The organism is Pseudomonas sp. A0308 (genome assembly GCF_044218815.1).
Taxonomy (GTDB): domain Bacteria; phylum Pseudomonadota; class Gammaproteobacteria; order Pseudomonadales; family Pseudomonadaceae; genus Aquipseudomonas; species Aquipseudomonas iridis.
This window is the reverse complement of the sequence record NZ_CP162581.1, coordinates 3968956-3994758: the sequence shown is the minus strand read 5'-3', so window position 1 is coordinate 3994758 and position 25803 is coordinate 3968956. Positions and strand designations below refer to the sequence as shown.

Genomic DNA, 25803 nt, shown 5'->3' with positions numbered 1-25803 from the left:
CGCGCAAATCTTTACACCGCGGCGTTGTAGAACTGCTCGGTACTCTTCTGCTCCACCAACGCCTGTTCGATCGCGGCCTGATGCACTTCGTCGGAGTGCTCTTCGCGGGCTTCCGGCGCGATGCCCAGACGCGCAAACAGTTGCATGTCCTTGTCCGCTTGCGGGTTGGCAGTGGTCAGCAACTTGTCACCGTAGAAAATCGAGTTGGCGCCCGCGAAGAACGCCAGGGCCTGCATCTGCTCGTTCATCGCTTCACGCCCGGCCGAAAGCCGCACGTGGGATTGCGGCATCAGGATGCGCGCCACGGCGAGCATGCGGATGAAGTCGAACGGATCGATGTCCTCGGCGTTTTCCAGTGGCGTGCCGGCGACTTTCACCAGCATGTTGATCGGTACCGACTCCGGATGCTCGGGCAGGTTAGCCAACTGGATCAGCAGATTGGCGCGGTCATCCAGCGACTCGCCCATGCCCAGAATGCCGCCGGAACAGATCTTCATCCCCGACTCACGCACGTAGGCCAGCGTTTGCAGGCGCTCGCTGTACGTGCGGGTGGTGATGATGCTGCCGTAAAACTCAGGCGAGGTGTCGAGGTTGTGGTTGTAGTAATCGAGCCCGGCCTTGGCCAGCGCTTCGGTCTGATCCTGATCGAGACGACCGAGAGTCATGCAGGTTTCCAGGCCCATGGCTTTGACGCCTTCGACCATCTTCAACACGTAGGGCATGTCCTTGGCCGACGGATGCTTCCACGCCGCCCCCATGCAGAAACGCGTCGAGCCGATGGCTTTGGCGCGGGCAGCCTCTTCGAGGACTTTCTGCACTTCCATCAGCTTTTCTTTTTCCAGGCCGGTGTTGTAGTGACCGGACTGCGGACAATATTTGCAATCTTCCGGGCAGGCGCCGGTCTTGATCGACAGCAGCGTGGAGGCTTGAACGCGGTTGGCGTTGAAATGCGCGCGGTGCACCGTCTGCGCCTGGAACAGCAAGTCGTTGAATGGCTGTACGAAGAGGGCTCTGACTTCGGCCAATGACCAGTCGTGACGCAGGGTGGCAGTGGTGCTCGCGCTCATGGGTATTTCCTTGGTTATGCTTGGCTGGCGGCTGCGGGAACGGAATACCCACAGGCGCTACACGGATGTTCGGCATATTTAAGGAAGTGTCATGCGCTGTCAACCACGAGACAAAGATCAGGTTTACATCTGTTTAAAAAACGTACAGAGCTGCTTGTTGTGCGATGAGCCAGCAGAAGCAGAAATGCCAATCTGCGTCGCTTGCGAAGCCGAGATGCCATGGCTGGGCGAGCACTGCCAGACCTGCGCATTGCCGCTGCCCGAGGCCGGCCTGACCTGCGACGGGTGCCTGCTAGAGCCTCCGGCGTACGAACAGGTCGCCGTGCCATGGCGCTACGATTTCCCGGTGGACAGTTTGATTACCCGCTTTAAACACAACGCGAAATGGCCGTTTGGTCATCTGCTCGCCGACGTTCTCAGCCAATACCTGCAACATCGCTTCGATGAAGACTTGCCGAGCCCCGACGCGTTGTTGCCGGTGCCATTGGCCGCTAAACGTCTGCGTCAACGCGGATTCAACCAGGCAGCGATGTTGGCGCGCTGGTTGAGTCGGCAACTGGATTTGCCCTGCGAGGAGAATGTTGTGCACAGGATTCAGGACACCAGCGCCCAGCAGGATCTTGATGCCAAGGCGCGCAAGCGCAACCTGCGCAATGCCTTTGCCCTGACGTCAGATGCGAACGTAAAAGGTCGGCATCTGGCGTTGGTTGATGATGTTTTGACCACCGGCGCAACGACCCAGGCCCTTGCACGATTGTTAATGAATGCGGGAGCGGCAAGGGTCGACGTGTATTGCCTGGCGCGCACGCCAAAACCCGGCTCCTGAGGTCAGCGCAATCCCCTGTAGGAGCTGCGGCACGCTGCGATCTTTTGATCCTGATCTTTAAAATCAAAAAATCGCAGCGGGCCGCAGCTCCTACATCGATATTGCGCAGTGACGAATAGCTGGGCGCCCCCCACGGACAGGTTCTGCACACGGCTTGACTCGCGCGCCACAAGCCGCCAACTTCACCTCCCACCGCCACAGCAAAAAAGCACCCATTCATGTCCATGCCTTCCCTGCTCTCCCAGCACATTGTCCGTCGCCCGCAGCGCATTGCCCTGCTGCAACATATCGCCGAACAGGGCTCGATCACCCGTGCAGCGAAAAGCGCAGGGCTGAGCTACAAAGCGGCGTGGGACGCCATCGATGAGCTGAACAACCTGTCGCAAAAGCCGCTGGTCGAGCGTGCCGTCGGCGGCAAGGGCGGCGGCGGTGCCAAACTGTCCAGCGAAGGTCAACGGGTGCTGCGCCTCTATCAAAAGCTGCAAGCCTTGCAAGCGCAGGTACTGGAAGCCGCCGAAGACGCCAGCGACCTCGACCTGCTCGGTCGCTTGATGCTACGCACCAGCGCTCGCAACCAGTTGCACGGCAAAGTCGTGGCGATCAACGCGCAGGGGCGCAATGACCTGATTCGTCTGGAGCTGGCCGAAGGCTTGTGCCTCGACGCACAAATCACCCACGACAGCACTGTGCATCTGGAGCTGCAAACCGGTTCGCAAGTGGTGGCCCTGATCAAGGCCGGCTGGCTCGAATTGCTGGCCAGCGATCAGCCGGCAACGCCTGGGCACAATCATCTGGAGGGCACCATCGAAGCGATTCTCGACGCCGACGACGGCCCCAGCGAAGTGCGGATTTCCCTGCCCAACGGCCACACCCTTTGCGCGCTGGCCGAACCGCAGGACTTGCGCAGCCGTGGGCTGGCAGTGGAGCAACCCGTGCATGTGCAGTTTTCGCCGTCCAATGTGCTGATCGGCACGTCACTTTAATCGCGGCCTGCAACGAAAGCGTCATCGACGCTCATTAAGGTGACTGCCAAAACCAAGCAGGAAGCCTGATGTGAGCCTATTAGAAGAAAACCAATCGACTGATCTGGAAAAAATGGTCGGCCTCAGCCGTCGCGGTTTCATCGGCGCCGGTGCTCTGTGTGGCGCAGCGATGTTCCTGGGCGGTAGCCTCCTGAGCCGCAGCGCGCTGGCCACTGGCGTCAGTGCTGGCAACAGCCGTCTGCTGGGCTTCGAAAGCATTCCGGCGGCGACCACTGATGTCATCAGCCTGCCCAAAGGCTACAAATCTTCAGTACTGATCAGTTGGGGCCAGCCCCTGCAAAAGAATGGCCCGGCGTTCGACCCGAGTGGCAATGGCACCGCGGCCGCACAGGAAGTGCAGTTCGGCGACAACAACGACGGCATGAGCCTGTTCGCCTTCCCGGACGACAGAAATCGCGCGTTGATGGCGATCAACAACGAATACACCAACTACCGTTACCTTTACCCGCACGGCGGCATGCCGCAATCGGCCGAAGACGTGCGCAAGGCCCTGGCGTGCGAAGGCGTTTCGGTGATCGAGGTGCAGCGCAAGAACGGCCAGTGGCAATTCGTTCAGGGCTCGCGTTACAACCGACGCATCCATGGCAACACGCCGCTGCGCATCGCTGGCCCGGCGGCCGGTCACGACCTGATGAAAACCGCCGCCGACAAACACGGCAAAAAGGTCCTCGGTACCTTCCAGAACTGCGCCAACGGGAAAACGCCGTGGGGCACTTACCTGACCTGCGAAGAGAACTTCACCGACGTCTTCGGCAGCAGCAACGCCCAGCAGCAGTTCGACGCGGCGCAAAAGCGCTACGGCGTCTCGGCCGCCAGCCGCGAAATCAACTGGCACCCGCACGACCCGCGCTTCGACATGGCGAAGAACCCCAACGAACTCAACCGTCACGGCTGGGTGGTCGAGATCGACCCGTTCGATCCGCAATCGACCCCGGTCAAACGCACGGCACTGGGCCGCTTCAAACATGAAAACGCTGCACTGGCCGAGACCAACGACGGTCGCGCCGTGGTGTACATGGGCGACGACGAGCGTGGCGAGTTCATCTACAAATTCGTCAGCCGCGACCGTATCAACCACCGCAACGCCAAAGCCAACCGCGACATTCTCGATCACGGCACCCTTTACGTCGCCAAATTCGATAACGGCGACAGCAACCCGGATCACCCGAAAGGCCAGGGCCAATGGATCGAACTGACCCACGGCAAAAACGGCATCGATGCCAGCAGCGGCTTTGCCGATCAGGCTGAAGTGCTGATCCACGCCCGCCTCGCCGCCAGTGTGGTCGGCGCCACGCGCATGGACCGCCCGGAATGGATCGTGGTCAGCCCGAAGGACGGCCAGGTTTATTGCACCCTGACCAACAACGCCAAGCGCGGCGAAGACGGGCAACCGGTGGGCGGGCCGAACCCGCGCGAGAAGAACGTCTACGGGCAGATTCTGCGCTGGCGCACTGACCGCGACGATCATGCGTCGAAAACCTTCGCGTGGGATCTGTTCGTGGTCGCCGGAAACCCGGGCGTGCACGCCGGCACGCCGAAGGCCGGCTCGAAAAACATCACCCCGCAGAACATGTTCAACAGCCCCGATGGCTTGGGTTTCGACAAGGCCGGACGCTTGTGGATTCTGACTGACGGCGACTCGAGCAACGCCGGGGACTTTGCCGGGATGGGCAATAACCAGATGCTCTGCGCTGACCCCAAGACCGGCGAGATTCGCCGCTTCATGGTCGGGCCGATTGGTTGTGAAGTCACCGGGATCAGCTTCTCGCCGGATCAGAAGACATTGTTTGTCGGGATTCAGCATCCGGGGGAGAACGGCGGTTCGACCTTCCCTGAGCATCTGCCGAATGGCAAGCCACGGTCTTCGGTGATGGCGATTACCCGTGAGGATGGCGGGGTCGTCGGCGCCTGATAAACCGCTTTCGCGAGCAGGCTCGCTCCCACAGGGGATCGCATCCCAAATGTGGGAGCGAGCTTGCTCGCGAAGAGGCCCGACCAGACACCAACCAACTCCCCCGCCGCCATCTGCGCTACCATGCTGGGCCGGACGCGGCAGCCTGCTGCGCGCAGGAGTCAGCATGGCCCATCCGTTTGAAACCCTCACACCCGACCTCGTACTCGATGCCGTAGAAAGCATCGGGTTCCTGAGCGATGCGCGCATTTTGGCGCTCAACAGCTACGAAAACCGCGTCTATCAGGTCGGCATCGAAGACTCCGAACCGCTGATCGCCAAGTTCTACCGACCGCAACGCTGGACTAACGAGGCCATCCTCGAAGAACACAAGTTCACCTTCGAACTGGCCGACGTCGAGATCCCGGTGGTCGCGCCGATGATCCACAACGGCGAAACCCTGCACGAACATGCCGGTTTCCGCTTCACCCTGTTCCCGCGTCGCGGCGGCCGTGCGCCGGAGCCGGGCAATCTTGATCAGTTGTACCGACTCGGTCAGTTGCTCGGGCGCATTCACGCGGTCGGCGCGACCAAGCCGTTCGAACATCGTGAAGCACTCGCCGTGCAGAACTTCGGCCATGCCTCGCTGACCACGCTGCTCGAAGGCAACTTCATCCCCAAGAGCCTGCTGCCGGCTTACGAATCGGTAGCGCGCGATCTGCTCAAGCGTGTGGAAGACGTCTACGCCAACACGCCGCATCAGAACATCCGCATGCACGGCGACTGCCACCCCGGCAACATGATGTGCCGCGACGAGATGTTCCACATCGTCGACCTCGACGACTGCCGCATGGGTCCGGCGGTGCAGGACATCTGGATGATGCTTGCCGGTGATCGGCAGGAATGCCTGGGGCAATTGTCGGAATTGATGGACGGATACAACGAGTTTCACGATTTCGACCCGCGCGAGTTGGCACTGATCGAACCGCTGCGCGCGTTGCGCCTGATGCATTACAGCGCCTGGTTGGCGCGGCGTTGGGATGACCCGGCGTTCCCGCACAGTTTTCCGTGGTTTGGTACGGAACGTTATTGGGGCGATCAGGTGTTGGCATTGCGTGAGCAGTTGTCGGCGCTCAATGAAGAACCGCTGAAACTCTTCTGATTCACCAATATCCATGTGGGAGCGAGCCTGCTCGCGAATACGGACTGACATTCAACACTGATGCTGACTGAAACGACGCCTTCGCGAGCAGGCTCGCTCCCACAATTGTCCGCTGTTCACAATTTCCCGACCATTGCGCTACGGCATTCGTAGACAAATCTCCTTACAATCCCCTCCTTTGTTAGCTGCCTAAGCAAGGATTCTGCATGCAAGCTGCCAACCCGCGCCGCGGGTACATCCTGGGCCTGAGTGCCTACATCATCTGGGGCCTGTTCCCGATCTATTTCAAAGCCATCGCTGAAGTACCAGCGGTCGAGATCATCATCCATCGGGTGTTGTGGTCGGCGCTGTTCGGCGCGCTGCTGCTGATGGTCTGGAAGCACCCAGGCTGGTTGCGCGAATTGCTCGACAACCCGAAACGTCTGGCGATTCTGGCGCTGAGCGGCACGTTGATCGCGGCCAACTGGCTGACCTATGTGTGGTCGGTCAACAACGGGCGCATGCTCGAAGCGAGCCTCGGTTACTACATCAATCCGCTGATCAACGTGCTGCTGGGGATGGTGATTCTTGGCGAACGACTGCGGCGCATGCAATGGATCGCCGTGGGGCTGGCGGCGATTGGCGTGGCGCAGCAGGTGTGGCAAGTCGGCAGTCTGCCGTGGGTATCGCTGGTGCTGGCGCTGACGTTCGGTTTCTACGGTTTGATCCGCAAACAGGCGCCGGTCAAGGCATTGCCCGGACTGGTGGTGGAAACCTGGATGCTGGTGCCGATTGCCATCGCATGGCTGCTGTTCAATCAAACTGCGACCAGTGTTCAACCCGAGTTCTGGACGACTTCGCAAGCGTGGTGGCTAGTCGCAGCAGGCCCGGTGACATTGATTCCGCTGGTGTGTTTCAACGCAGCAACCCGGCATTTGCCCTACACCACGATCGGCTTCCTGCAATACATCGCGCCCACGCTGGTGTTGTTGCAAGCGGTGCTGTTGTTCGGTGAACACATGTCGTCGAGCACGTTGATCGCTTTTGCCTTTATATGGGCCGGCCTCGCCGTTTACAGCGTCGATGCGTGGATAAGTTTGCGCCGACGCAGCTGATCAAAAAACGTACAAACAGCTACAGGCCACGTTGCTCGCGGCCCTTAGCGTTCCTTCCCAAGGTTATCCACAGCGTGATCCCCGCCGTTTGTGCGCAAGTCACTGAATGCTGGCGGTTTTTTGATCAACTCTCGCAGAGCCACAGTGGACGTGGCCTGGAGAGCAGTCTCTACAGGTTATCCACAGGCAGGTGCACGTTTAAACTGGATAACCCAAAGCGTTAAACCTCTGTGCGTAACACCAGATCCACCATCAGGTCGTCCGCCAGGGTTTCCAGGCGCGATTGCAGGACATCCAGCGACAACGTCAACGGCACCGCCAGAATCGCTTCGGCGTGAAACAGCGGCTCGCTGCTCATCGGTGCCGGGCGCACTTCGGTCACCAGCCGCTCCAGGTTGACGCCCTGCTCGCTCAGCAGGCGGGTGATGTCGCGCACAATCCCCGGGCGGTCATTGCCCACCAGTTCCATCGCGATCGGTTTCCAGGTGCAGGATTGCTCGATACCGCTTTCGGCGATCAGCACGCGAATGCCATGAGTCGACAGTGCTTGTAGGGAATCGACTAATTCGTCGTAAGCCTCCGCCGGCACACCCACCCGCAGAATCCCGGCGAACTGTCCGGCCATTCGCGACATACGACTTTCCAGCCAGTTACCGCCATGCTCGGCGATGCATTGGGCGATGCGCTCGACCTGCCCGGGTTTGTCCGGGGCGAAAACAGTGAGTACGAGATGGTCCATGGCGCAGCCCTCTTGTCATGACTTTTGTTATGGAAGGGCAAGTATAGGCAAGCAGGACTTGTGCGTCGTAGCGACTGCTCTCTTCGCGGGCAAGCCCGCTCCCACAGGGGGATGCGCCGGCCATGTGGGCGCCGTCCGATCTGACGCGAAGATAAATCGTGTACAACTTTCCATATTTAACTGGAACAATCCAATGGTTTTTTGAGAACATCCTGTTCCGCACCGTGACCGCAATGCGTCATGGGGTCGCAGAACGACGTAATTAGTCTGATTTTCACAAGCGCAACTCATCATGTAGTATGCCGCAGCGCGCACTACATAACGCTGGATCGATGTCTGCCCAAGGCATGTTTGCAATCCTGAAAGCCCCGTCAGCAAGGCCCCAAGCCGTTGATTGGTCCCAGCCCAGCCGCCAGCAATGGCATGTACTGGTCCGCAGGTTTGTGGTTTAAATGGCCAGAGGCTTCATTGGTAAATTGAAGAGCTGAAAAGCGAAATAGCTGAGCAGAGTGAGGCAAGCAATGACTGAACACGTTCAAGTCGGTGGCCTGCAGGTCGCCAAAGTCCTGTTCGACTTCGTGAACAACGAAGCCATTCCCGGTACCGGCCTCACCGCCGACAAATTCTGGGAAGGTGCCGACAAGGTCATTCACGACCTGGCACCGAAGAACAAAGCCCTACTCGCCAAACGCGATGACTTCCAGGCTCGCATTGACGCCTGGCATCAGGAACACGCGGGCCAGGCGCACGACGCCGTGGCTTATAAAGCCTTCCTGCAAGAAATCGGTTATCTGCTGCCAGAAGCGGCTGATTTCCAGGCAACGACGCAAAACGTCGATGACGAAATCGCCCGTACCGCTGGCCCGCAACTTGTTGTGCCGGTGATGAATGCGCGCTTCGCCCTCAACGCCTCGAACGCTCGCTGGGGTTCGCTGTACGACGCCCTCTACGGCACCGACGCGATCAGCGAAGACGGTGGCGCGGAAAAAGGCAAAGGCTACAACAAGGTGCGTGGCGACAAAGTCATCGCCTTCGCCCGTGCTTTCCTCGACGAAGCCGCGCCACTGGCCGCGGGTTCCCACGTCGATTCGACCGGCTACAAAATCGCTGACGGCAAACTGGTGGTCACCCTCAAGGGCGGCAGCAACAGCGGTCTGCGTAACGATGCACAGCTGATCGGATTCCAGGGCGACGCCAACGCGCCAATCGCGATCCTGCTGAAAAACAACGGTCTGCATTTCGAAATCCAGATCGACGCCAGCACCCCTGTCGGCCAGACCGACGCGGCCGGCATCAAAGACGTGCTGATGGAAGCCGCGCTGACCACCATCATGGACTGCGAAGACTCCGTGGCGGCCGTCGATGCCGACGACAAAGTGGTGATCTACCGCAACTGGCTCGGCCTGATGAAGGGCGATCTGTCGGAAGAAGTCGCCAAGGGCGGCCAGACCTTCACTCGCACCATGAACCCGGACCGCAGCTACACCACAGTCGATGGCGGCGAAGTGACCCTGCATGGCCGCTCGCTGTTGTTCGTGCGCAACGTCGGTCATCTGATGACCATCGACGCGATCCTCGACAAAGACGGCAACGAAGTGCCGGAAGGCATCCTCGACGGTCTGCTGACTTGCCTGGCGGCGATGCACAACCTCAACGGCAACACTTCGCGCAAGAACACTCGCACCGGCTCGGTCTACATCGTTAAACCGAAGATGCACGGCCCGGAAGAAGCAGCGTTCACCAACGAACTGTTCGGCCGTATCGAAGACGTGCTTGGCCTGAAACGCAACACCCTGAAAGTCGGGATCATGGACGAGGAGCGCCGCACCACGGTCAACCTCAAGGCCTGCATCCAGGCGGCCAGCGAACGCGTGGTGTTCATCAACACCGGTTTCCTCGACCGCACCGGCGACGAAATCCACACCTCCATGGAAGCCGGCCCGATGGTGCGCAAGGCCGACATGAAGGCCGAGAAATGGATCGGCGCCTACGAGAACTGGAACGTCGATATCGGTCTGAGCACTGGCCTTCAGGGTCGTGCACAAATCGGTAAAGGCATGTGGGCGATGCCCGACCTGATGGCAGCGATGCTCGAACAGAAAATCGCTCACCCACTGGCCGGTGCCAACACCGCTTGGGTGCCATCGCCGACCGCTGCTGCGCTGCACGCGCTGCACTACCACAAGGTCGACGTGTTCGCCCGTCAGGCCGAATTGGCCAAACGTGCTCGCGCTTCGGTGGACGACATCCTGACCATTCCGCTTGCGGTCAATCCGAACTGGACACCAGAGCAGATCAAGAACGAACTGGACAACAACTCCCAGGGCATTCTCGGCTACGTGGTGCGCTGGATCGACCAAGGCGTTGGTTGCTCGAAAGTGCCGGATATCAATGACGTCGGCCTGATGGAAGACCGTGCGACGCTGCGTATCTCCAGCCAGCACATCGCCAACTGGCTGCGCCACGGTATCGTCACCGAAGCTCAAGTGATGGAAAGCCTCAAGCGCATGGCGCCGGTGGTCGATCGTCAGAACGCCAACGACTCGCTGTACCGTCCGCTGGCACCGAACTTCGACAGCAACATCGCCTTCCAGGCGGCGGTGGAGTTAGTGATTGAGGGGACGAAGCAGCCCAATGGCTATACCGAGCCGGTGTTGCACCGTCGGCGTCGGGAGTTCAAGGCTAAAAACGGCCTTTAACTAAGAAATAAAAAAGGCTCTGTTTGAGAAAACAGAGCCTTTTTTATGAGCCTTGCACATAACTCGCGCAGTGAGCTTCAAACTACTCACCCAAAAACAGCCTGTTTCTTAACGCATAAAACATGGCTTTCATAATGCATCAGCTAAAAACCCTACTAACCTCGCCTATCATTACGACCCGCATAACATCACTGCCATCTTCATATGTCGCATCCGCTTGAAACTTCTGTTCTCGGCCTGAGTTGCTGGCGATCAAATGGCATACTCCGGACATATAAAACCGCTTTGAGTCATACTCATGCCGTATAAATGACGGGTGCGGTCCCGAGTCTTGATAGCCATCAAAATTAAACGTGTACTCTCCTTCTGAAACTTCCTCTGGAAACTCGACAAAAACGATCTCTTTATATGTTTCATCACTGACAATCAGATAAAAACTATCGCCTGCAATGTATCCCGCATCTACCTTGCGAATAAGCTCACCATTGCGAAAAATCCTGATCTGCGCATTGCCCTCTGTAACGAGCTTAAACTTACGACCACGGCTCGCAGTATCCATATTAGCCACCATAGTAATTCCCTCTAGACTGGTAGGCTGCGTTCGGCTTCACGTAGCCTTTCAACTCAAGTAAACAGGTAAATTACATGGCGTTCTACTGTCAACATTGACAGGTACCCGAAGCCGACTAAGGTACCTATTGGGCCATCCCCAACTCATGCTTGACCAACCCCAGCAACTTCGTCGTATCAATCGGCTTGAGCAAAAAGTCCACCACGCTCAAGTGCATCGCTGCGATCGCGTCTTTCACATCGGCATCGCCCGACACAATGATGATCGGCATCGCCGCCCGCACCGATTCGCGCACCTGACGAACCAGGTCCAGCCCACCGACATTGCCCATGCGCAGATCAGTGATCACCAGCCCGATCGAAGGCTTTTCCTCAAGCATCTTCAGTGCGGTTTCGCCACTGGCGGCGGTCATGCAGCGAATGCCGTCCAACGCCAGAATCTCCGCGAGCAGCTCGCGGGCGTCCTTGTCGTCATCGACGATCAGTACACGCTGCGGCGGCAGGTCGGGTTCGAGCATTACGGCGCTGAGCGCTTCTCGCTCGGCGTCGCTCAAAATATCGTGGTCGGACATGGCGTTCTCTACATTTCCAAATCAATCACCTCGCTCAGTCGTCAGACATCGCCAGGCAGAGCTTCAATGTGCACTTCGTCGGATTTTTTTCCAATAGTTGGGCGGGCGAATTTCCGACTGAATTTGTAGGTTACTTCCCAAATATACCCAACGTCATCGCCAACCTAGACTTACGTCCAATGGGCACCCCGGCCGCAGGGGTCGACCATGGCTGCAACGATCCGACAACAACAATTCAAAAAAGACTGCGGTAATGGTTATGAGTAAAGCGGACGCCTTCACCCAGGCAGGGAAAACCGCGGTGTTGCAGAACATTCAGGGCACTGTGCAATTCCTCCAGCGTTTCCCGCCCTTCAATCAGATGGAGCACGCCCACCTCGCCTATCTGGTGGAGCAGTGCCAGCTGCGGTTTTACGGTCAAGGCGAAAGCATCATCAAGCCTGCCGACGGCCCGGTGGAATACTTCCATATCGTCAAACAGGGCCGCGTGGTCGGCGAACGTCCGCACACGGCCAAGGGCGGCACTGAAACCACGTTCGAAATCACCACCGGCGAATGCTTTCCCCTGGCCGCATTGCTGGGTGAGCGGGCAACACGCACCGAGCATCTGGCCGGTGAAGATACTTTCTGCCTGCAACTGAACAAACAGGCGTTCATCAAACTGTTCGCCCTCTCCAGCGTCTTCCGCGACTTCGCCTTGCGCGGGGTCAGCAGCCTGCTCGATCAGGTCAATCAGCAAGTCCAGCAAAAAGCCGTTGAAAATCTCGGCACCCAATATTCGCTGAACACCCGTCTCGGCGAGTTGGCGATGCGCCATCCGGTGACGTGCAGCCCCGACACGCCACTGCGTGAAGCGGTGAAGTTGATGCACGAGCAACAGGTCGGCAGCATCGTTGCGGTGGATGAGCACAAGGCGCCGCTGGGCATTTTCACCCTGCGCGATTTGCGCCATGTGGTGGCCGAAGGTGTCGGCGATTTCAGCGAAGCCATCGAACGCCACATGACCCGCGCGCCCTTCTATCTGTCGCCGGACCACAGCGCCTTCGATGCCGCGATTGCCATGACCGAACGGCACATCGCCCATGTCTGCCTGGTCAAGGATCAGCGCCTGTGCGGCGTGGTGTCCGAACGCGATCTGTTTTCCCTGCAACGGGTGGACCTGGTGCATCTGGCCCGCACGATCCGCAGCGCTCAACGCGTCGAACAACTGGTGACCCTGCGCGGCGAGATCGGCCAATTGGTCGAGCGCATGCTGGCTCACGGTGCGTCCTCGACGCAGATCACGCACATCATCACCCTGCTCAACGATCACACCGTGTGCCGGGTGATCGAACTGACCCTCGCCGAAAAAGGTGATCCGGGGGTGCCGTTCAGTTGGTTGTGTTTCGGCAGCGAGGGCCGCCGCGAGCAGACGCTGCACACGGATCAGGACAACGGCATTCTCTTTGACGCGCGAGATGCGGCGCATGCCGCGGAGATTCGCGGCAAGCTGCTGCCGATTGCCCAGCAGATCAACCAGAGTCTGGCGCTATGCGGCTTCACGCTGTGCAAGGGCAACATCATGGCCGGCAACCCTGAGCTGTGCCTGTCCCGTGCGGAATGGGCGCGACGGTTCGCGGCGTTTATCCGCGAGGCGACGCCGGAAAACCTGCTGGGGTCGAGCATCTATTTCGATCTGCGCGTGGTGTGGGGCGATGAACAGGGCTGTGCGCAATTGCGCCGGGGAATTCTCGATCAGGTCGGCGATAACCGCTTGTTCCAGCGCATGATGGCCGACAACGCCCTGCGCAATCGCCCGCCAGTGGGACGCTTCCGTGAGTTTGTGCTGGCGCGCAAGAACGGCGAGAAAGCCACCCTGGATCTGAAAGTCCAGGGCCTGACGCCGTTTGTGGATGGTGCGCGGTTGCTCGCGCTGGCCAATGGCATCGATGCCAACAATACGTTGGAACGCTTCCGTCAGTTGGTGGAGAAGGAAGTCATCGAGCGACTCGACGGCGCGGCATATGAAGAGGCTTATCACTTCATTCAGCAAACGCGCATGCAGCAGCATCAGATCCAGAGCCGCGAGAACCTGCCGTATTCCAACCGGGTCGATCCCGACAGCCTCAATCATCTGGACCGACGCATCCTGCGTGAATCGCTGCGTCAGGCCCAACGCCTGCAAAGCAGCCTGACGTTGCGGTATCAGCTATGAGTCTGTTTTCGTGGCTGCGTCCGGCCAGCCCGGTGGTGCCGGCTGATCTGCAACAGCGTCTGGCAAGCCTGCCGTCGATCAATCAACTGGGCGATTGCAGCCTGCGCGAACAGCGCTGGGTGGTGCTCGATCTCGAAACCACCGGGCTGAACCTGAACAAGGATCGGTTGTTGTCGATTGGCGCCGTGGTGATCGAAGACGGCGCGATCGACTTAAGCCAGCAGTTCGAACGCACGCTGCAGTGCTCGGAAGTAAAGCTCGGCGCCAGTGTGTTGATTCATGGCCTGGGGCCGAACGCGATCGCCGCCGGCAGCGACCCGGCCGAGACGCTGGTGGAGTTCATGGAGTTTGTCGGTGACAGCCCGGTATTGGCGTTTCATGCCCCGTTCGATCAGCACATGCTCGGACGAGCGCTGAAGGAACATCTGGGGTACAAACTGCAACATGTGTTTCTGGATGTCGCCGACATTGCGCCGTTGGTCTGCCCACAGGCGAACATTCGCGAGGCAGGTCTGGATGAGTGGATCGAGTGGTTCAAGCTTGAAGTGTTCGAGCGGCACAATGCGAGTGCCGATGCACTGGCGACGGCGGAGTTGGCGTTGATACTGTTCAGTCGGGCGCGGGGACAGCAGATTCATAGTCCGTTGAATTTGCAGCAGCGCTTGAGCCAGTGGAAGCGGCGGCAGCAGGCGCCCTCTTTCTGACTTTAAACAACACTCTCCCTGTAGGAGCTGCCGAAGGCTGCGATCTTTTGATCTTATAAACAGCAAAATCAAAAGATCGCAGCCTTCGGCAGCTCCTACACAGGGCAGCACCCGACCAGTGGCCAATTGCTAACCATTCCCACCTCTGCCACAATCGCGAACAATTCGCGTTAGTTAATATTTCCCAATCGGTGATGTCCGGTGTCGTCAGTCCCAAGCCCTCACAGTGAGCTCGTCGGTGCGATGTATCGCGACCATCGCGGTTGGCTGCTGGCGTGGTTGCGGCGCAATGTGGCGTGTCCGCAGCGTGCCGAAGACTTGAGCCAGGACACTTTCGTACGCCTGCTCGGCCGCGATGAACTGCTGACACCGCGCGAGCCCCGGGCCTTCCTGGTAGCGATCGCCAAAGGGCTGCTGTTCGATTACTTCCGCCGCGCTGCCCTCGAACAGGCTTACCTCACCGAACTGATGCTGATTCCCGAAGGCGAACAACCGTCGGTGGAAGAACAGCAACTGATCCTCGAAGACCTCAAGGCCATCGACCGTCTGCTCGGCAAACTGTCGACCAAGGCCCGCGCTGCGTTCCTTTATAACCGCCTCGATGGCCTCGGCCATGCCGAGATCGCCCAGAAGCTCGGTGTGTCGGTGCCGCGCGTGCGCCAGTATCTCGCTCAAGGCATTCGTCAGTGCTACATCGCGCTGTACGGTGAGCCAACATGAGTCCGGCCAGTTCCAGACCGGTGCCGGCGCATGTGCTGGACGCGGCGATAGCCTGGCAACTGACGCTCGATTCCAGCAGTCCGTTGGAGCGCGAAGAATTCGTCAAGTGGCATGCGGCCCATGAAGAACACGCCCGCGCCTGGCGCCAGTTGGGCATGCTCGATCAGCGATTCAGCGTCGCCAAAGGGCCGGCCCGCAGTGCGCTGCTGCAATCGCGCGAAAGCATTCGCCGCCGCGTACGCAAATTGGGGAGTGGTCTGGCCAGCGTTGTCGCGGTGGTTGGTCTGGCCTTGTTTGCCGGTGAACGCTATCTGCCGCTCGATTACTGGCTCGCCGACCAGCGTACCGCCACCGGCGAACAGCGCACTGTGCGGTTGGCGGACGGCACGTTGCTCAACCTCAATACCCACAGTGCCGTGGACGTGCGCTTCGATGCGAAGCAGCGCCTGATTGTTTTGCAGGAAGGCGAAATTCTCATCGAAACCGCTCACGGCGATACGCGACCTTTCATTGTCGAGACTCGCGAAGGCAGCATGCGCGCGCTCGGCACACGGTTCCTGGTCAAGCGCGAGGAACAAGGCACGCGCCTGAGCGTGCTGCAATCGGCGGTGGCGGCGCATACGCAATCGAACCCTGAAGAACAGATCCTTCGCGAGGGCCAGCAAGTGCTGCTGCGCAGTGACGGACTTGGCTCGATTGTCGCCCTCACTCCCGGCGCCGATGCCTGGACACGCGGGATGCTGGTGGTCGACAACGCACGACTGAGCGATCTGGTCCATGAACTGGGTCGCTATCGCCACGGGCATTTGGGCGTGGCACCGGAAGTGGCCGATTTGCGTATTACCGGCAGCTTCCCGTTGCATGACACCGATAAAGCCTTGAGCGCGCTGTTACCGACCCTGCCGGTGCAGATCGAGCAGCGCACACCGTATTGGGTCACCGTGGCGAAGGCTGATTCCAAACCTGAGTAATTGGTTGCCTGAGCTACCGCCATCGCTGGCAAGCCAGCTCTCACAGTTTTCAGTGCTGTACACAAAATTAATGTTTACCGCAGAACCCTGTGGGAGCTGGCTTGCCAGCGATGAGGCCGCCAGTTGCTCGCAAAAACAAGGGTCGCCACAAGAATCAGCAGCCCCACTTCAAGTAAATCGAAATTATTTCCATCCAGCCCTATCACTTTTTGATTTTCATCCGGCACACAGGCAATTGAGAAATATTTTCATTCAGGAGCCGCCGTATGTCCCGTTCGCTAGACACCTTGTTGCGCCCCAGTTTGCTGGCGGTCGCCATTGCCCTCAGCACTCCGCTGGTCAGCAGCCAACTGATCGCTGCTGAACAAGCGTCCAGCGTTCGCGCCTACAACCTGCCGGCAGCGCCGCTGTCGACCACCCTGAACCAGATCGCCAGCCAGGGCGGCCTCGCGCTGTCGCTGAACCCGGCGCTGGCGGCGGGCAAGACTTCGGCGCCCGTGAGCGGCCAATACGACGCCGCCGGCGCTTTGCGCGCAGCCCTGCGTGGCACCGGCCTGCAACTGGAACAAAGCAGCACCGGCACTTACACCTTGGTGGCTGTGCCGGAAGGCGTGATGGCGCTGCCGGAAACATCGGTCATCGGTGTAGAGAATCTGGAAACAGCCTGGAGCCCGGTCGAGGGCTACACCGCCACGCGCACCGCCGCCGGCAGCAAAACCGACACAGCACTGGTCGAAGCGCCACGTTCGATCTCGGTAGCGACCCGTCAGCAAATGGAAGACCGAGGCGTGCACAGTCTCGATGACGCCGTGCGCTACATGCCGGGCATCACCGCCAGCAGCTACGGCAGCGACACTCGGGCCGACTGGCTGCGCGTACGCGGCTTCGAGCCGACCCAGTTCCTCGACGGTCTGCCGCTGCCAAAAGGTGTGTACGCCAACCCGAAACAGGAAACCTGGAACCTCGACCGCCTCGCCCTGCTGCGCGGCCCGGCGTCGTCCGTCTACGGCCAGACCCCGCCGGGCGGCTTGCTGGACATGGTCAGCCGTCGCCCAAGCGACATCGCCAGCAGCGAAATCCAGTTGCAGTACGGCAGCGACAACCATCGCCAGATCAACTTCGCCAGCACCGGCAAGATCGATGAGGCCGGTCAGTTTCTCTATGGCATCAGCGGCGTGGTGCGTGACAGCGGTACGCAGGTCGACCACGTCGACAACAAGCGCTACAACATTGCGCCGAGCCTGACCTGGAACATCGACGAAGATACCAAGTTCACTCTGTTGAGCCAGTTCACCCGCGACGATACCGGCGTCACCAGTCAGTTCTACCCAATCCAGGGCACCAAGATCGACATGCCGTTCGGCAAGATTTCCCACCACAAAAACCTCGGCGATCCTGACTACGATTTCTACGACCGTACCTACTACGCACTTGGGTATGCCTTTGAGCATCGCCTCAACGACGTGTGGCAGTTCAAGCAGAACCTGCGCTATACCAAGTCGGATCTGTCGTTCCAGACCGTGACCGTCAACAGCTACAACACGCAATTCGCCGGTTACACGGTTGATGATCAGGGCAATGTCGGGCGCGGCACCACCAACGTCGATGAGGACATCAGCCAGTTCGCCGTGGACAACAATTTCCAGGCTGACTTCGCCACTGGCGACATCCGCCACACTCTGCTGCTGGGCCTGGATCACCAGCGCAGCAACACCAATTACACGTCGATCTTCGGTACCGCGCCGAGCATCAACGTCAACAACCCGATCTACGGCCAGCCAATCGTGCGTCCGGCGCGCTCCACTGCGTTCTACGACTACAACCAGAAGACCTACCAGACCGGCCTGTACGTGCAGGACCAAATGGCCCTCGACCAGTGGCGCCTGACCCTGGGCGGGCGTGAAGACTGGGTGCACACCAGCACTCAGTTCATCAACAAGGGCGATGCCACCAACACCCAGCGCGACAAGGCGTTCAGCGGCAACGCGGCGCTCAGCTATGTATTCGATTCGGGCTTCGTGCCGTACCTGTCGTATGCCGAATCCTTCCAGCCGACCACTGGCGCCGACGCCACGTCCACCGGTTCGCTCAAGCCCACCGAAGGCAAGCAATGGGAACTGGGCATCAAGTACCAGCCGCCGGGCAGCAAGACCCTGCTCAGCGCCGCTGTGTATGACCTCACCCAAAAGAACGTCTCGGTCAACACCTTCGTCGACGGCGTGTCGATCACCAGCCAGACCGGCGAAGTGAAAGTCAAAGGCCTGGAGCTGGAAGCGGTCTCCGACGTCACCGAAAACCTGAAAGTCATCGCCGCCTACACCTTGGCCAAGTCTGAAGTGCAGAACGGCGCCGACAAAGGCAATCGCCTGCAACTGATGCCGAACCAGCAGGCCTCGTTGTGGACCGACTACACCTGGCACACCGGCGTGCTTGATGGTTTCGGCGTGGGCGCCGGCGTGCGTTATACCGGCAACACCTACGGCGACAAAGCCAACACCTGGCTGGGCAAGGCGGACGCTTACACCGTGTTCGACGCGAGCGTGCATTACGACCTCGGACGTCTGGACAACAGCCTCAAAGGTGCGTCGCTGGCACTGAACGCGACCAACCTGTTCGACAAGGAATACATTTCCACCTGCGACAGCTTCTACTGCTACTACGGCGACACGCGCAGCGTCGTCGCCAGCGCCACTTACAAGTGGTAAGCGACTGAGCTGAAACAGGCCCTGTAACCTGGCCGTCCTTCGCGGACGGCTTTGGTGTTTTTGAAGGTCATGAAATGAAAAGTAAAACAATTCGCCGCTGGTCGTTCATCCACACCTGGACCAGCCTGATCTGCACCGTGTTTTTGCTGATGCTGGCCCTGACCGGTTTGCCGTTGATTTTCCATCACGAGATCGAACACGCGCTCGGCGATGCGCCGCACGTGCGCGAGATGCCGGCCGACACACCGCGCCTGAATCTGGCGCAACTGGTGCAGGCTGCCGAACAACATCGCCCTGACGAGGTCGTGCAGTACTTCGGCTTCGACGACGATGAGCCGAACGCGGTGCTGACGATCATGGCGAAGACTGCCGGCACCGAACCGAACTCCTCACACACCTTCATGCTTGACGCGCGCACCGGCGAAGCGCTGGAAACCCCTTCGGCCAACGGCGGTTTGATGCTGTTCATCCTGCGCCTGCACGTCGACATGTTCGCCGGGCTGCCGGGCAAACTGCTGCTGGCGTTCATGGGTTTGCTGTTTGTCGTCGCGATTGTTTCGGGGACGGTGTTGTACCTGCCGTTCATGCGCCGGTTGAAGTTCGGCACCGTACGCCAGGACAAATCCAAGCGCCTGCGCTGGCTCGACCTGCATAACCTGATCGGCGTCGTCACACTGACCTGGGCACTGGTGGTCGGCGTGACCGGTGTGATCAGCGCATGCGCCGATCTGCTCATCGCCGCCTGGCGCAACGATGCGCTGACCACGCTGATCGCACCTTATCGCGATGCACCGCCGCTGACGCACCTGGCACCGGCCACCCGCTTGCTCGACATTGCCGGCGAAGTCGCCCCCGGCATGAAGCCGGATTTCATTGCCTTCCCCGGCACGCGCTTTTCCAGCGAGCATCATTACTCGGTGTTCATGAAGGGCGGTACGCATTTGACGTCGCACCTGCTGACGCCGGTGCTGATCGACGCCACCACCCTGAAAGTCACCGCCATCGCCGAACGCCCGTGGTACATGGACGCCATGGGCATGTCGCAGCCGCTGCACTTTGGCGACTACGGCGGCATGCCGATGAAAATCCTCTGGGCGACGCTCGATGTGCTGACGATCATCGTGCTCGGCAGTGGCGTGTACCTGTGGGTGGTTCGGCGCAGGGCGGTCAAGCCTGTGCTGGAAACGGCGGAGGCGTCTGCATGAAGCCGCGTCAGTCGAATTTCTGGAAGGTGTTCAGCACACCGCTGGTGATTGCGTTGCTCAGTGCGGCGGGGTTGTTCGCGGCATTGTTGGGGGATGGCATCTGGGATGCGTTGAGCTGGGTCGGGCTCGGCGTGCCGGCGGTTCTGGCCATAAAAGGATTGTTGCAGCGCAGCTAGAAAACGTGTGGGAGCGAGCCTGCTCGCGAAAGCGCTCTGACATTCAACATCAACGTTGACTGTACCGACGGCTTCGCGAGCAGGCTCGCTCCCACATTGGTTTTGCGCAGGGATTGAGGAGGCGGCGTTACGCGCTATGCTGCCACTTCACCATTTTGATCGAGGCCTGCCAATGTCCGCCCCCAGCATGACCCTGTTCCACAACACGCTTTCCCCGTTCGTACGCAAAGTGATGGTGTTGCTGCATGAGACCGGTCAGCAGGATCGCGTTGCGCTGCAAGACTGCGTCCTCAGCCCGGTCAGCCCGGACCCGGCGCTCAACGCCGACAACCCGCTGGGCAAGATTCCGGCCCTGCGCCTGGCCGACGGCACCGTCATCCATGACAGCCGCGTCATCCTCGAATACCTCGATCACCAGCATGTCGGCAACCCGCTGATCCCCCGCGAAGGCTCGGCCCGCTGGCGGCGCCTGACCCTGGCCTCGATGGCCGACGGGATCATGGATGCTTCGGTCATGGTGCGTTATGAACTCGTGCTGCGCGCGCCAGAAAAACACTGGGATGAATGGCTCGAAGCGCAACGCGAGAAAATCCGCCGCGCTCTGAATCTGCTGGAGAACGACGCCATCGCCGAGCTGACCAGCCACTTCGACATTGCCGCGATCAGCGTGGCCTGTGCCCTGGGTTATCTCGACCTGCGCTTCCCGGACCTGGGCTGGCGCGAGGCCAATCCGCAACTGGCCAGCTGGTTCTTTGAAGTCAGTCAGCGACCGTCCATGATCGCGACCATGCCCAAGCCCTGAATCCGAGGCGCCTGTTCCGGCCTCATCGCTGGCAAGCCAGCTCCCACAGTGGATTTGGGTGTAACAGAGATATCTGTTTCATCACAGAACCTATGGGAGCTGGATGTGGCAGAGAGAACTGATCCAGCACAAATCTTGTGGGAGCTGGCTGGCCAGCGATGGCACCACCTCGGTTCCGGCGGTAGTGACGCAACAATCAGCATCACCAACACCTCAGCCTCCCGCTGATCCTCTCGCAATCCACTCATTGCACCGCTCCAATATCAAACTCCAGCGGTTTGGCCGGTTTCTGCCCGATCCCGTACCAATCCAGTTTGCGCGTCAGCACCATGAATACACCCAGCAAGCCAAACAGCAGCAGCGAGCCCATCAACAGCGCATAGTCCTCGGCGCTCAACAAGCCATAGAGCAAGCCATACAACGCCGCCAAACCCGCCGAAAAACTCAAGCCATGCCGCACGCTGTGCAGCACATGACAGACATAGAACCCGATCAACACCACACAACCGCTGGCCGATAGCAGATAGGCCGGGCCAAAACCGATGTGCTCCGACAGCGACAGCAACAACAGATAAAAGAACGCCAGCGCCACACCCACCAACGCGTACTGCACCGGGTGAACAGCCAGGCTCTTGAGCACTTCGAACAGGAAGAAACCGGCGAACGTCAGCACGATAAACAGCAACGCATATTTGATCGCACGGTCGCTCTTCAGATACTGATCCACCGGATCGATGAAACTTACGCCGAAGCTGCGGCCATTGAAGGCCTCGCAATCATTGCTGCTCACACAGCGGCTCATGGCGTCCTGCAAGTTGGTGGAGAAGAACGTGGTCTGCCAATCAGCGCTGAACCCGGCGTCATTGATTTCACGTTTGGCCGGCAGGAAGTTGCCGACAAAACTTGGATGCGGCCAGTTGGCGGTGAGGCTCACGCTGCTGCTCTTGCCCACCGGCAGCACTTGCAGCGAGCCGGTACCTTGCAGACGCAGGTCGAAGCCGAACGCCAGTTCCGTGGCTTTGCTGGCGTCGAGCAGTGGCAGCGTCACCCGTACGCCTTCGCCGAGCCAGCCGACTTGCGTACCGGGAACGAAGTCCAGGCGCTGACCGTCGAGTTCCAGTTTCAAAGCGTTTTCGATGCCGCGAATGTCACTGATGCCGACCGCGAGAAACGGTGCATCGAACTGGTAGTCGACGAAGTCTTCCTTGATGCCCAATTGCGCCGGCAGGGAGAAGTGCCCGTTGATACGGTTATCGGCGTGGAACAGCCGCGCTTCGTAAATGCCCCGGGCGCGCAGTTCGGTTTGCACCTGACCATCGAGTTCGAAGCGTTCCGGCAGGAAGTACAAACGCCCGCGCTCTTCGCCAGGCTCGTCATAACGCTGATTGGTCTTGTCGTTGATCTTCCAGTTGTGCACCACTTTGCGATACGGCACCACCATCACCGGCCCGCTCAACTGCTGGCTGTAACTGGAGCTGCGAGCGATGTCTTCAAGCACGCCGTCACGCAGTTGCTGGCGATCATCGATAACGCCGTCGATCATCAGCAGCGGCACCAGCAACAGCAGGATCAACAGGCCAATGGCCCCCAGCTTTATGGTTAGATTCTTGTTCATGGGACTCTCCCTGTTTTGATGGGCAGAGTCTGGCGGGGCTGTATGGAAGGAATGTGGGGGGAATATGGAGATTGTGTGGAAAGATCAAAAGATCGCAGCCTTCGGCAGCTCCTACAGGTGTACGTGCCCCCTATGTAGGAGCTGCCGAAGGCTGCGATCTTTTGACGGTATCAAGGCATGCACAATGTCACTTCAACCCCACTCTCGACATTGCGAATGCTCATCGAGCCACCATGCAACTTGACCACTTCTTCAACGAAATTGAGCCCAAGCCCGGTGCTCTTGCGTCCACTGTCCGGGCGCGGCAGCGAGTAGAAGCGTTCGGTCAAACGCGGCAACGCATAGTCGGGAATCGGTGAGGTTTCATTGAACAAGCGGACTTCAATCTGCTCCCCCAACCGTTCGGCGCTAAAGCGCAGCAAGCCCTGACGCGGGGTGAAATCCAGCGCATTCTCCAGCAGATTGCCCAACGCCTGACGCAGCAGAAATGGCTCGCCGATCAGCAACAGATCCGCCGCGACCGCTTGTTCAACGCGCAACTGTTTGCCTTCGATTCGCGCAGCCTGGGCGTGCAACAACTCATCGACCAACACTGCCAGCGGCACGGCCACGCGTTCCTCCAGACCCTGGCGCTGCTCCACTTGCGCCAGATTCAGCAAGCGCTCGATCAACTGCTGCATCCGTGCACTTTCGCTGTCGATGTTGCCGACAAACCGCAGGCGCTGCGCCGGTGCCATCTCACCTTGCAACAACTCCGCCGCGCCACGAATCGCCGCCAGTGGACTTTTCAGTTCATGGGTAAGTGTGTGCACGTAACGCTCGACGTAGGCCTTGCCCTCCAGTTGCGTGCGCATCTGCTCCACCGCTGTCGCAAGCTGCTCCAACTCACCACCGCGATAATGCGGCACTTCCACCCGCCGCCCTTCGCTGACGGCCTGAGCGTAACCGGTCAAGCGATGCAGCGCGCGACTCAGCCACCACGACAGCAATGCGCCGAACAGCAGACCGAGGCCGATCAACCCGGCGCCGTAAAGCAACAGGCGCCGCTCGGTGCGATCGACATACGGCTGCAAAGAGCTGTTGGGCTTGGCCACCGTGACCACACCGATAATGCGGCCGTTGTCACGAATGGGCGCGCCGACGTGCATCACCGAAGAACTCGGGTCATCCGCATCGCTGCGGCTGGAACGGGCGCCGTATTCGCCACGCAGGGTCAGGTAGACGTCGTTCCAGCGCGAATAGTCCTGCCCCACCGCCACGCCATTGGAGTCCAGCACGACAATGCCATTGGCGTCAGTGACATAGATGCGGTGGTTGACCTGATTCTTCGGCAAGCCCCAGATTGTCGCTTGCGGCTGGCGTTCGCCGTAAGCACGGAGCAATTGCGGCCAGCGATTCTCACTGAGGGTGCCGGCCTTGAAGTCGTCTCGCAGGATCTCCGCCATCAGGTTGGCGGTATCGACCAACGTTTCTTCGGTGGACTGACGCACGCCAGGGCGGATTTCTTCCATCACGGTGTTGAGCACGAAATAACCGGTCAGGCCGACAAACAGCACATACACCAGAAAAATTCGCAGGCCCAACGACATCAGCTATGCCCCGGGCTGTAGCTGTAACCGAGGCCACGATGGGTCTGGATTGGCTCGGCTTCAGCGCGGACGAGGCGCAGTTTGGCGCGTACGCTTTTGATGTGGCTGTCGATGCTGCGCTCGTACCCGGCATCGGCGGCCACGCCCAGCGCATCGAGTAATTGTTCGCGACTGAACACCCGCTCCGGTTGTTCGAGCAGGCATTGCAGCAGGCGGAATTCATGGCGCGTGAGGCTCAATGTCTGACCGCGATAGCTGATCTGGACGCGCTCGGGATCAATGCGAAACAGTGTCGAAGAGGCCTCAATGACGGGACGCGGCGCCATACGCTTGAGGATTGCCCTCACCCGCGCCGCGACTTCCCGTGGACTGAACGGCTTGACCACGTAGTCGTCAGCGCCGATTTCCAGCCCCACCACACGATCAATCTCGGCATCGCGAGCACTGAGGAACAGCACCGGCACTTCACTGAAACGCCGCAGCTGTTTGCAGGTTTCGAAACCGCTGATGTCTGGCAGGCCGATGTCGAGGATGATCAGATCGGCCGGCGTTTGCCGTTGATGCTCAAGCGCCGCCTCGCCAAGGCTCACCCACGTGGTGGTGAACCCCTCGCCCTGCAAGGCAAAAATCAGCGTGTCGGCAATCGCCGCTTCGTCTTCGACAATCAGGATATGAGGCATGGCATCCGAGCCCGTGGTTGAGTGCGCGAACGTTGCCCCAAGCCTGACGTTACGTCAATGAGACCACTTAGCAGTCAGGCTTGTCAGCCGTGTAACGACGCGCCGGGTTTACTGCCGCGTCAAACTCACGCAAGGCTTTGGCCCCGATCAACAGCGGATAGTTGAAGTGGCTGCGATCCGTCAGGTTGACCTCCACGGTGCGTTTGACGTTACCCAGGCACAGCTCCAGATCGACCACCGGGCGTTTGGCCGCTTCAGTGGTTTCGCGCTCATCGTCGTCCTCGTCGGAACGGCTTTTGATCTTGCTGATGCGCGCGACCTTGTGTTCATAAACCTTGTTGCTGGCATCTTTGGTGGCGAGGCGGAAACGTACCCAGTCGTCGCCATCGCGGGTGAAAGTCTCGATGTCCTTGGCCGACAGCGAGGCAGTCAGCGCGCCGGTGTCCATCTTGGCCTTGAGCACTTCACCACCGATTTCCGGCAACGCGATGTATTCATAGCGCCCGTAGAGGGTCGGCTCAGCGGCCATGACCGGCAGAGCGACAAGGGCAAACAGTGCAAGGAGGGATTTCACGTAAGGGGCTTCCTTGAGGAGTTAGGCAACGGGATTTTAGACCGTTGTCTTTGAATTCGTTCGGCAAACGACAGATCAAAAGATCGCAGCCTTCGGCAGCTCCTACAGTGATCAGGGTAGGAGCTGCCGAAGGCTGCGATCCTTTGATCTTAGTGGTGCAAAGGTGAAACATTCGTCAGCGCAGATTTGGCCTGTCGCCCGAAGC

The 25803-nt window shown here is 59.6% G+C and carries 22 protein-coding genes; 14 read left to right on the top strand and 8 right to left on the bottom strand.

The features are described 5' to 3' along the window. Positions 1-11 precede the first annotated feature (11 nt). Positions 12-1067 carry a biotin synthase BioB gene (gene bioB / locus AB4P92_RS18395; RefSeq protein WP_395597979.1) on the bottom strand — a complete coding sequence of 352 codons (1056 nt, stop codon included), beginning with the start codon at positions 1065-1067 and terminating at the stop codon, positions 12-14. A gap of 91 nt (positions 1068-1158) precedes the next feature. On the opposite strand from bioB, the gene AB4P92_RS18390 reads away from it, so the two are divergent. From AB4P92_RS18390 to rarD, 5 genes are all read left to right on the top strand, one after another. Continuing rightward, complete coding sequence (locus tag AB4P92_RS18390) at positions 1159-1893, top strand: phosphoribosyltransferase family protein (protein ID WP_395597978.1); 735 nt, start codon at positions 1159-1161, stop codon at positions 1891-1893. Positions 1894-2111: 218 nt separating this feature from the next. After that, positions 2112-2876 (top strand): TOBE domain-containing protein, encoded by a 765-nt coding sequence (locus AB4P92_RS18385; RefSeq protein WP_395597977.1) that lies wholly within the window; start codon positions 2112-2114, stop codon positions 2874-2876. A 70-nt stretch (positions 2877-2946) separates the two neighbouring features. Then, positions 2947-4848 carry a PhoX family phosphatase gene (locus AB4P92_RS18380; protein ID WP_200616544.1) on the top strand — a complete coding sequence of 634 codons (1902 nt, stop codon included), beginning with the start codon at positions 2947-2949 and terminating at the stop codon, positions 4846-4848. Positions 4849-5014: 166 nt separating this feature from the next. Continuing rightward, positions 5015-5989: a serine/threonine protein kinase gene (locus AB4P92_RS18375; RefSeq protein ID WP_042561424.1), complete on the top strand. Its 975-nt coding sequence runs from the start codon at positions 5015-5017 to the stop codon at positions 5987-5989. A gap of 206 nt (positions 5990-6195) precedes the next feature. Next, on the top strand, positions 6196-7083 hold the full coding sequence (gene rarD, locus AB4P92_RS18370; RefSeq protein WP_042561425.1) for an EamA family transporter RarD: 888 nt from the start codon (positions 6196-6198) through the stop codon (positions 7081-7083). Positions 7084-7303: 220 nt separating this feature from the next. Here the strand turns inward: rarD and AB4P92_RS18365 are convergent, their stop codons facing one another. Further along, positions 7304-7822 (bottom strand): glycine cleavage system protein R, encoded by a 519-nt coding sequence (locus AB4P92_RS18365; RefSeq protein WP_042561426.1) that lies wholly within the window; start codon positions 7820-7822, stop codon positions 7304-7306. A gap of 521 nt (positions 7823-8343) precedes the next feature. Here AB4P92_RS18365 and AB4P92_RS18360 point away from each other — a divergent pair. Beyond that, positions 8344-10521, top strand: a complete 2178-nt coding sequence (locus AB4P92_RS18360; protein WP_042561427.1) for a malate synthase G — start codon at positions 8344-8346, stop codon at positions 10519-10521. Between the two features lie 139 nt (positions 10522-10660). Here the strand turns inward: AB4P92_RS18360 and AB4P92_RS18355 are convergent, their stop codons facing one another. Beyond that, the gene (locus AB4P92_RS18355) at positions 10661-11080 is read right to left on the bottom strand and encodes a hypothetical protein (RefSeq protein ID WP_395597976.1); all 420 of its coding nucleotides are present in this window, start codon (positions 11078-11080) and stop codon (positions 10661-10663) included. Positions 11081-11216: 136 nt separating this feature from the next. Then, the gene (locus AB4P92_RS18350) at positions 11217-11663 is read right to left on the bottom strand and encodes a response regulator (protein WP_042561429.1); all 447 of its coding nucleotides are present in this window, start codon (positions 11661-11663) and stop codon (positions 11217-11219) included. 253 nt (positions 11664-11916) lie between these two features. Between AB4P92_RS18350 and AB4P92_RS18345 the strand changes: the two genes are divergently transcribed. The 8 genes from AB4P92_RS18345 to AB4P92_RS18310 all read left to right on the top strand — a co-directional run bounded on the left by AB4P92_RS18345 (position 11917) and on the right by AB4P92_RS18310 (position 21140). Beyond that, entirely contained in the window at positions 11917-13857 is a 1941-nt protein-coding gene (locus AB4P92_RS18345; protein ID WP_042561430.1) for a putative nucleotidyltransferase substrate binding domain-containing protein, read from the top strand. After that, on the top strand, positions 13854-14561 hold the full coding sequence (locus AB4P92_RS18340) for a PolC-type DNA polymerase III (RefSeq protein WP_047303816.1): 708 nt from the start codon (positions 13854-13856) through the stop codon (positions 14559-14561). The genes AB4P92_RS18345 and AB4P92_RS18340 overlap by 4 nt, the downstream gene beginning before the upstream one ends. Positions 14562-14804: 243 nt before the next feature. After that, the gene (locus AB4P92_RS18335) at positions 14805-15281 is read left to right on the top strand and encodes an RNA polymerase sigma factor (RefSeq protein ID WP_215729662.1); all 477 of its coding nucleotides are present in this window, start codon (positions 14805-14807) and stop codon (positions 15279-15281) included. Further along, on the top strand, positions 15278-16252 hold the full coding sequence (locus AB4P92_RS18330) for a FecR domain-containing protein (RefSeq protein ID WP_273877167.1): 975 nt from the start codon (positions 15278-15280) through the stop codon (positions 16250-16252). The genes AB4P92_RS18335 and AB4P92_RS18330 overlap by 4 nt, the downstream gene beginning before the upstream one ends. Before the next feature lie 266 nt (positions 16253-16518). Next, the gene (locus tag AB4P92_RS18325) at positions 16519-18957 is read left to right on the top strand and encodes a TonB-dependent siderophore receptor (RefSeq protein WP_395597975.1); all 2439 of its coding nucleotides are present in this window, start codon (positions 16519-16521) and stop codon (positions 18955-18957) included. A gap of 74 nt (positions 18958-19031) precedes the next feature. Continuing rightward, positions 19032-20162, top strand: a complete 1131-nt coding sequence (locus AB4P92_RS18320; RefSeq protein WP_395597974.1) for a PepSY-associated TM helix domain-containing protein — start codon at positions 19032-19034, stop codon at positions 20160-20162. Next, positions 20159-20338, top strand: a complete 180-nt coding sequence (locus AB4P92_RS18315; protein ID WP_042561436.1) for a hypothetical protein — start codon at positions 20159-20161, stop codon at positions 20336-20338. Before AB4P92_RS18320 ends, AB4P92_RS18315 begins: the two co-directional genes overlap by 4 nt. A 172-nt stretch (positions 20339-20510) precedes the next feature. Continuing rightward, on the top strand, positions 20511-21140 hold the full coding sequence (locus AB4P92_RS18310; RefSeq protein WP_395597973.1) for a glutathione S-transferase: 630 nt from the start codon (positions 20511-20513) through the stop codon (positions 21138-21140). Positions 21141-21384: 244 nt separating this feature from the next. Here AB4P92_RS18310 and creD read toward each other — a convergent pair whose 3' ends face one another. From creD to AB4P92_RS18290, 4 genes are all read right to left on the bottom strand, one after another. Next, positions 21385-22755 (bottom strand): cell envelope integrity protein CreD, encoded by a 1371-nt coding sequence (gene creD, locus AB4P92_RS18305; protein WP_395597972.1) that lies wholly within the window; start codon positions 22753-22755, stop codon positions 21385-21387. A 170-nt stretch (positions 22756-22925) separates the two neighbouring features. Beyond that, positions 22926-24344, bottom strand: coding sequence for a two-component system sensor histidine kinase CreC (gene creC / locus AB4P92_RS18300; protein WP_395597971.1), 1419 nt, complete (start codon positions 24342-24344; stop codon positions 22926-22928). After that, positions 24344-25024, bottom strand: coding sequence for a two-component system response regulator CreB (creB, locus tag AB4P92_RS18295; RefSeq protein ID WP_200616553.1), 681 nt, complete (start codon positions 25022-25024; stop codon positions 24344-24346). The genes creC and creB overlap by 1 nt, the downstream gene beginning before the upstream one ends. A 67-nt stretch (positions 25025-25091) precedes the next feature. Continuing rightward, complete coding sequence (locus AB4P92_RS18290) at positions 25092-25598, bottom strand: ATP-dependent zinc protease (RefSeq protein ID WP_042561441.1); 507 nt, start codon at positions 25596-25598, stop codon at positions 25092-25094. Positions 25599-25803 lie beyond the last annotated feature (205 nt).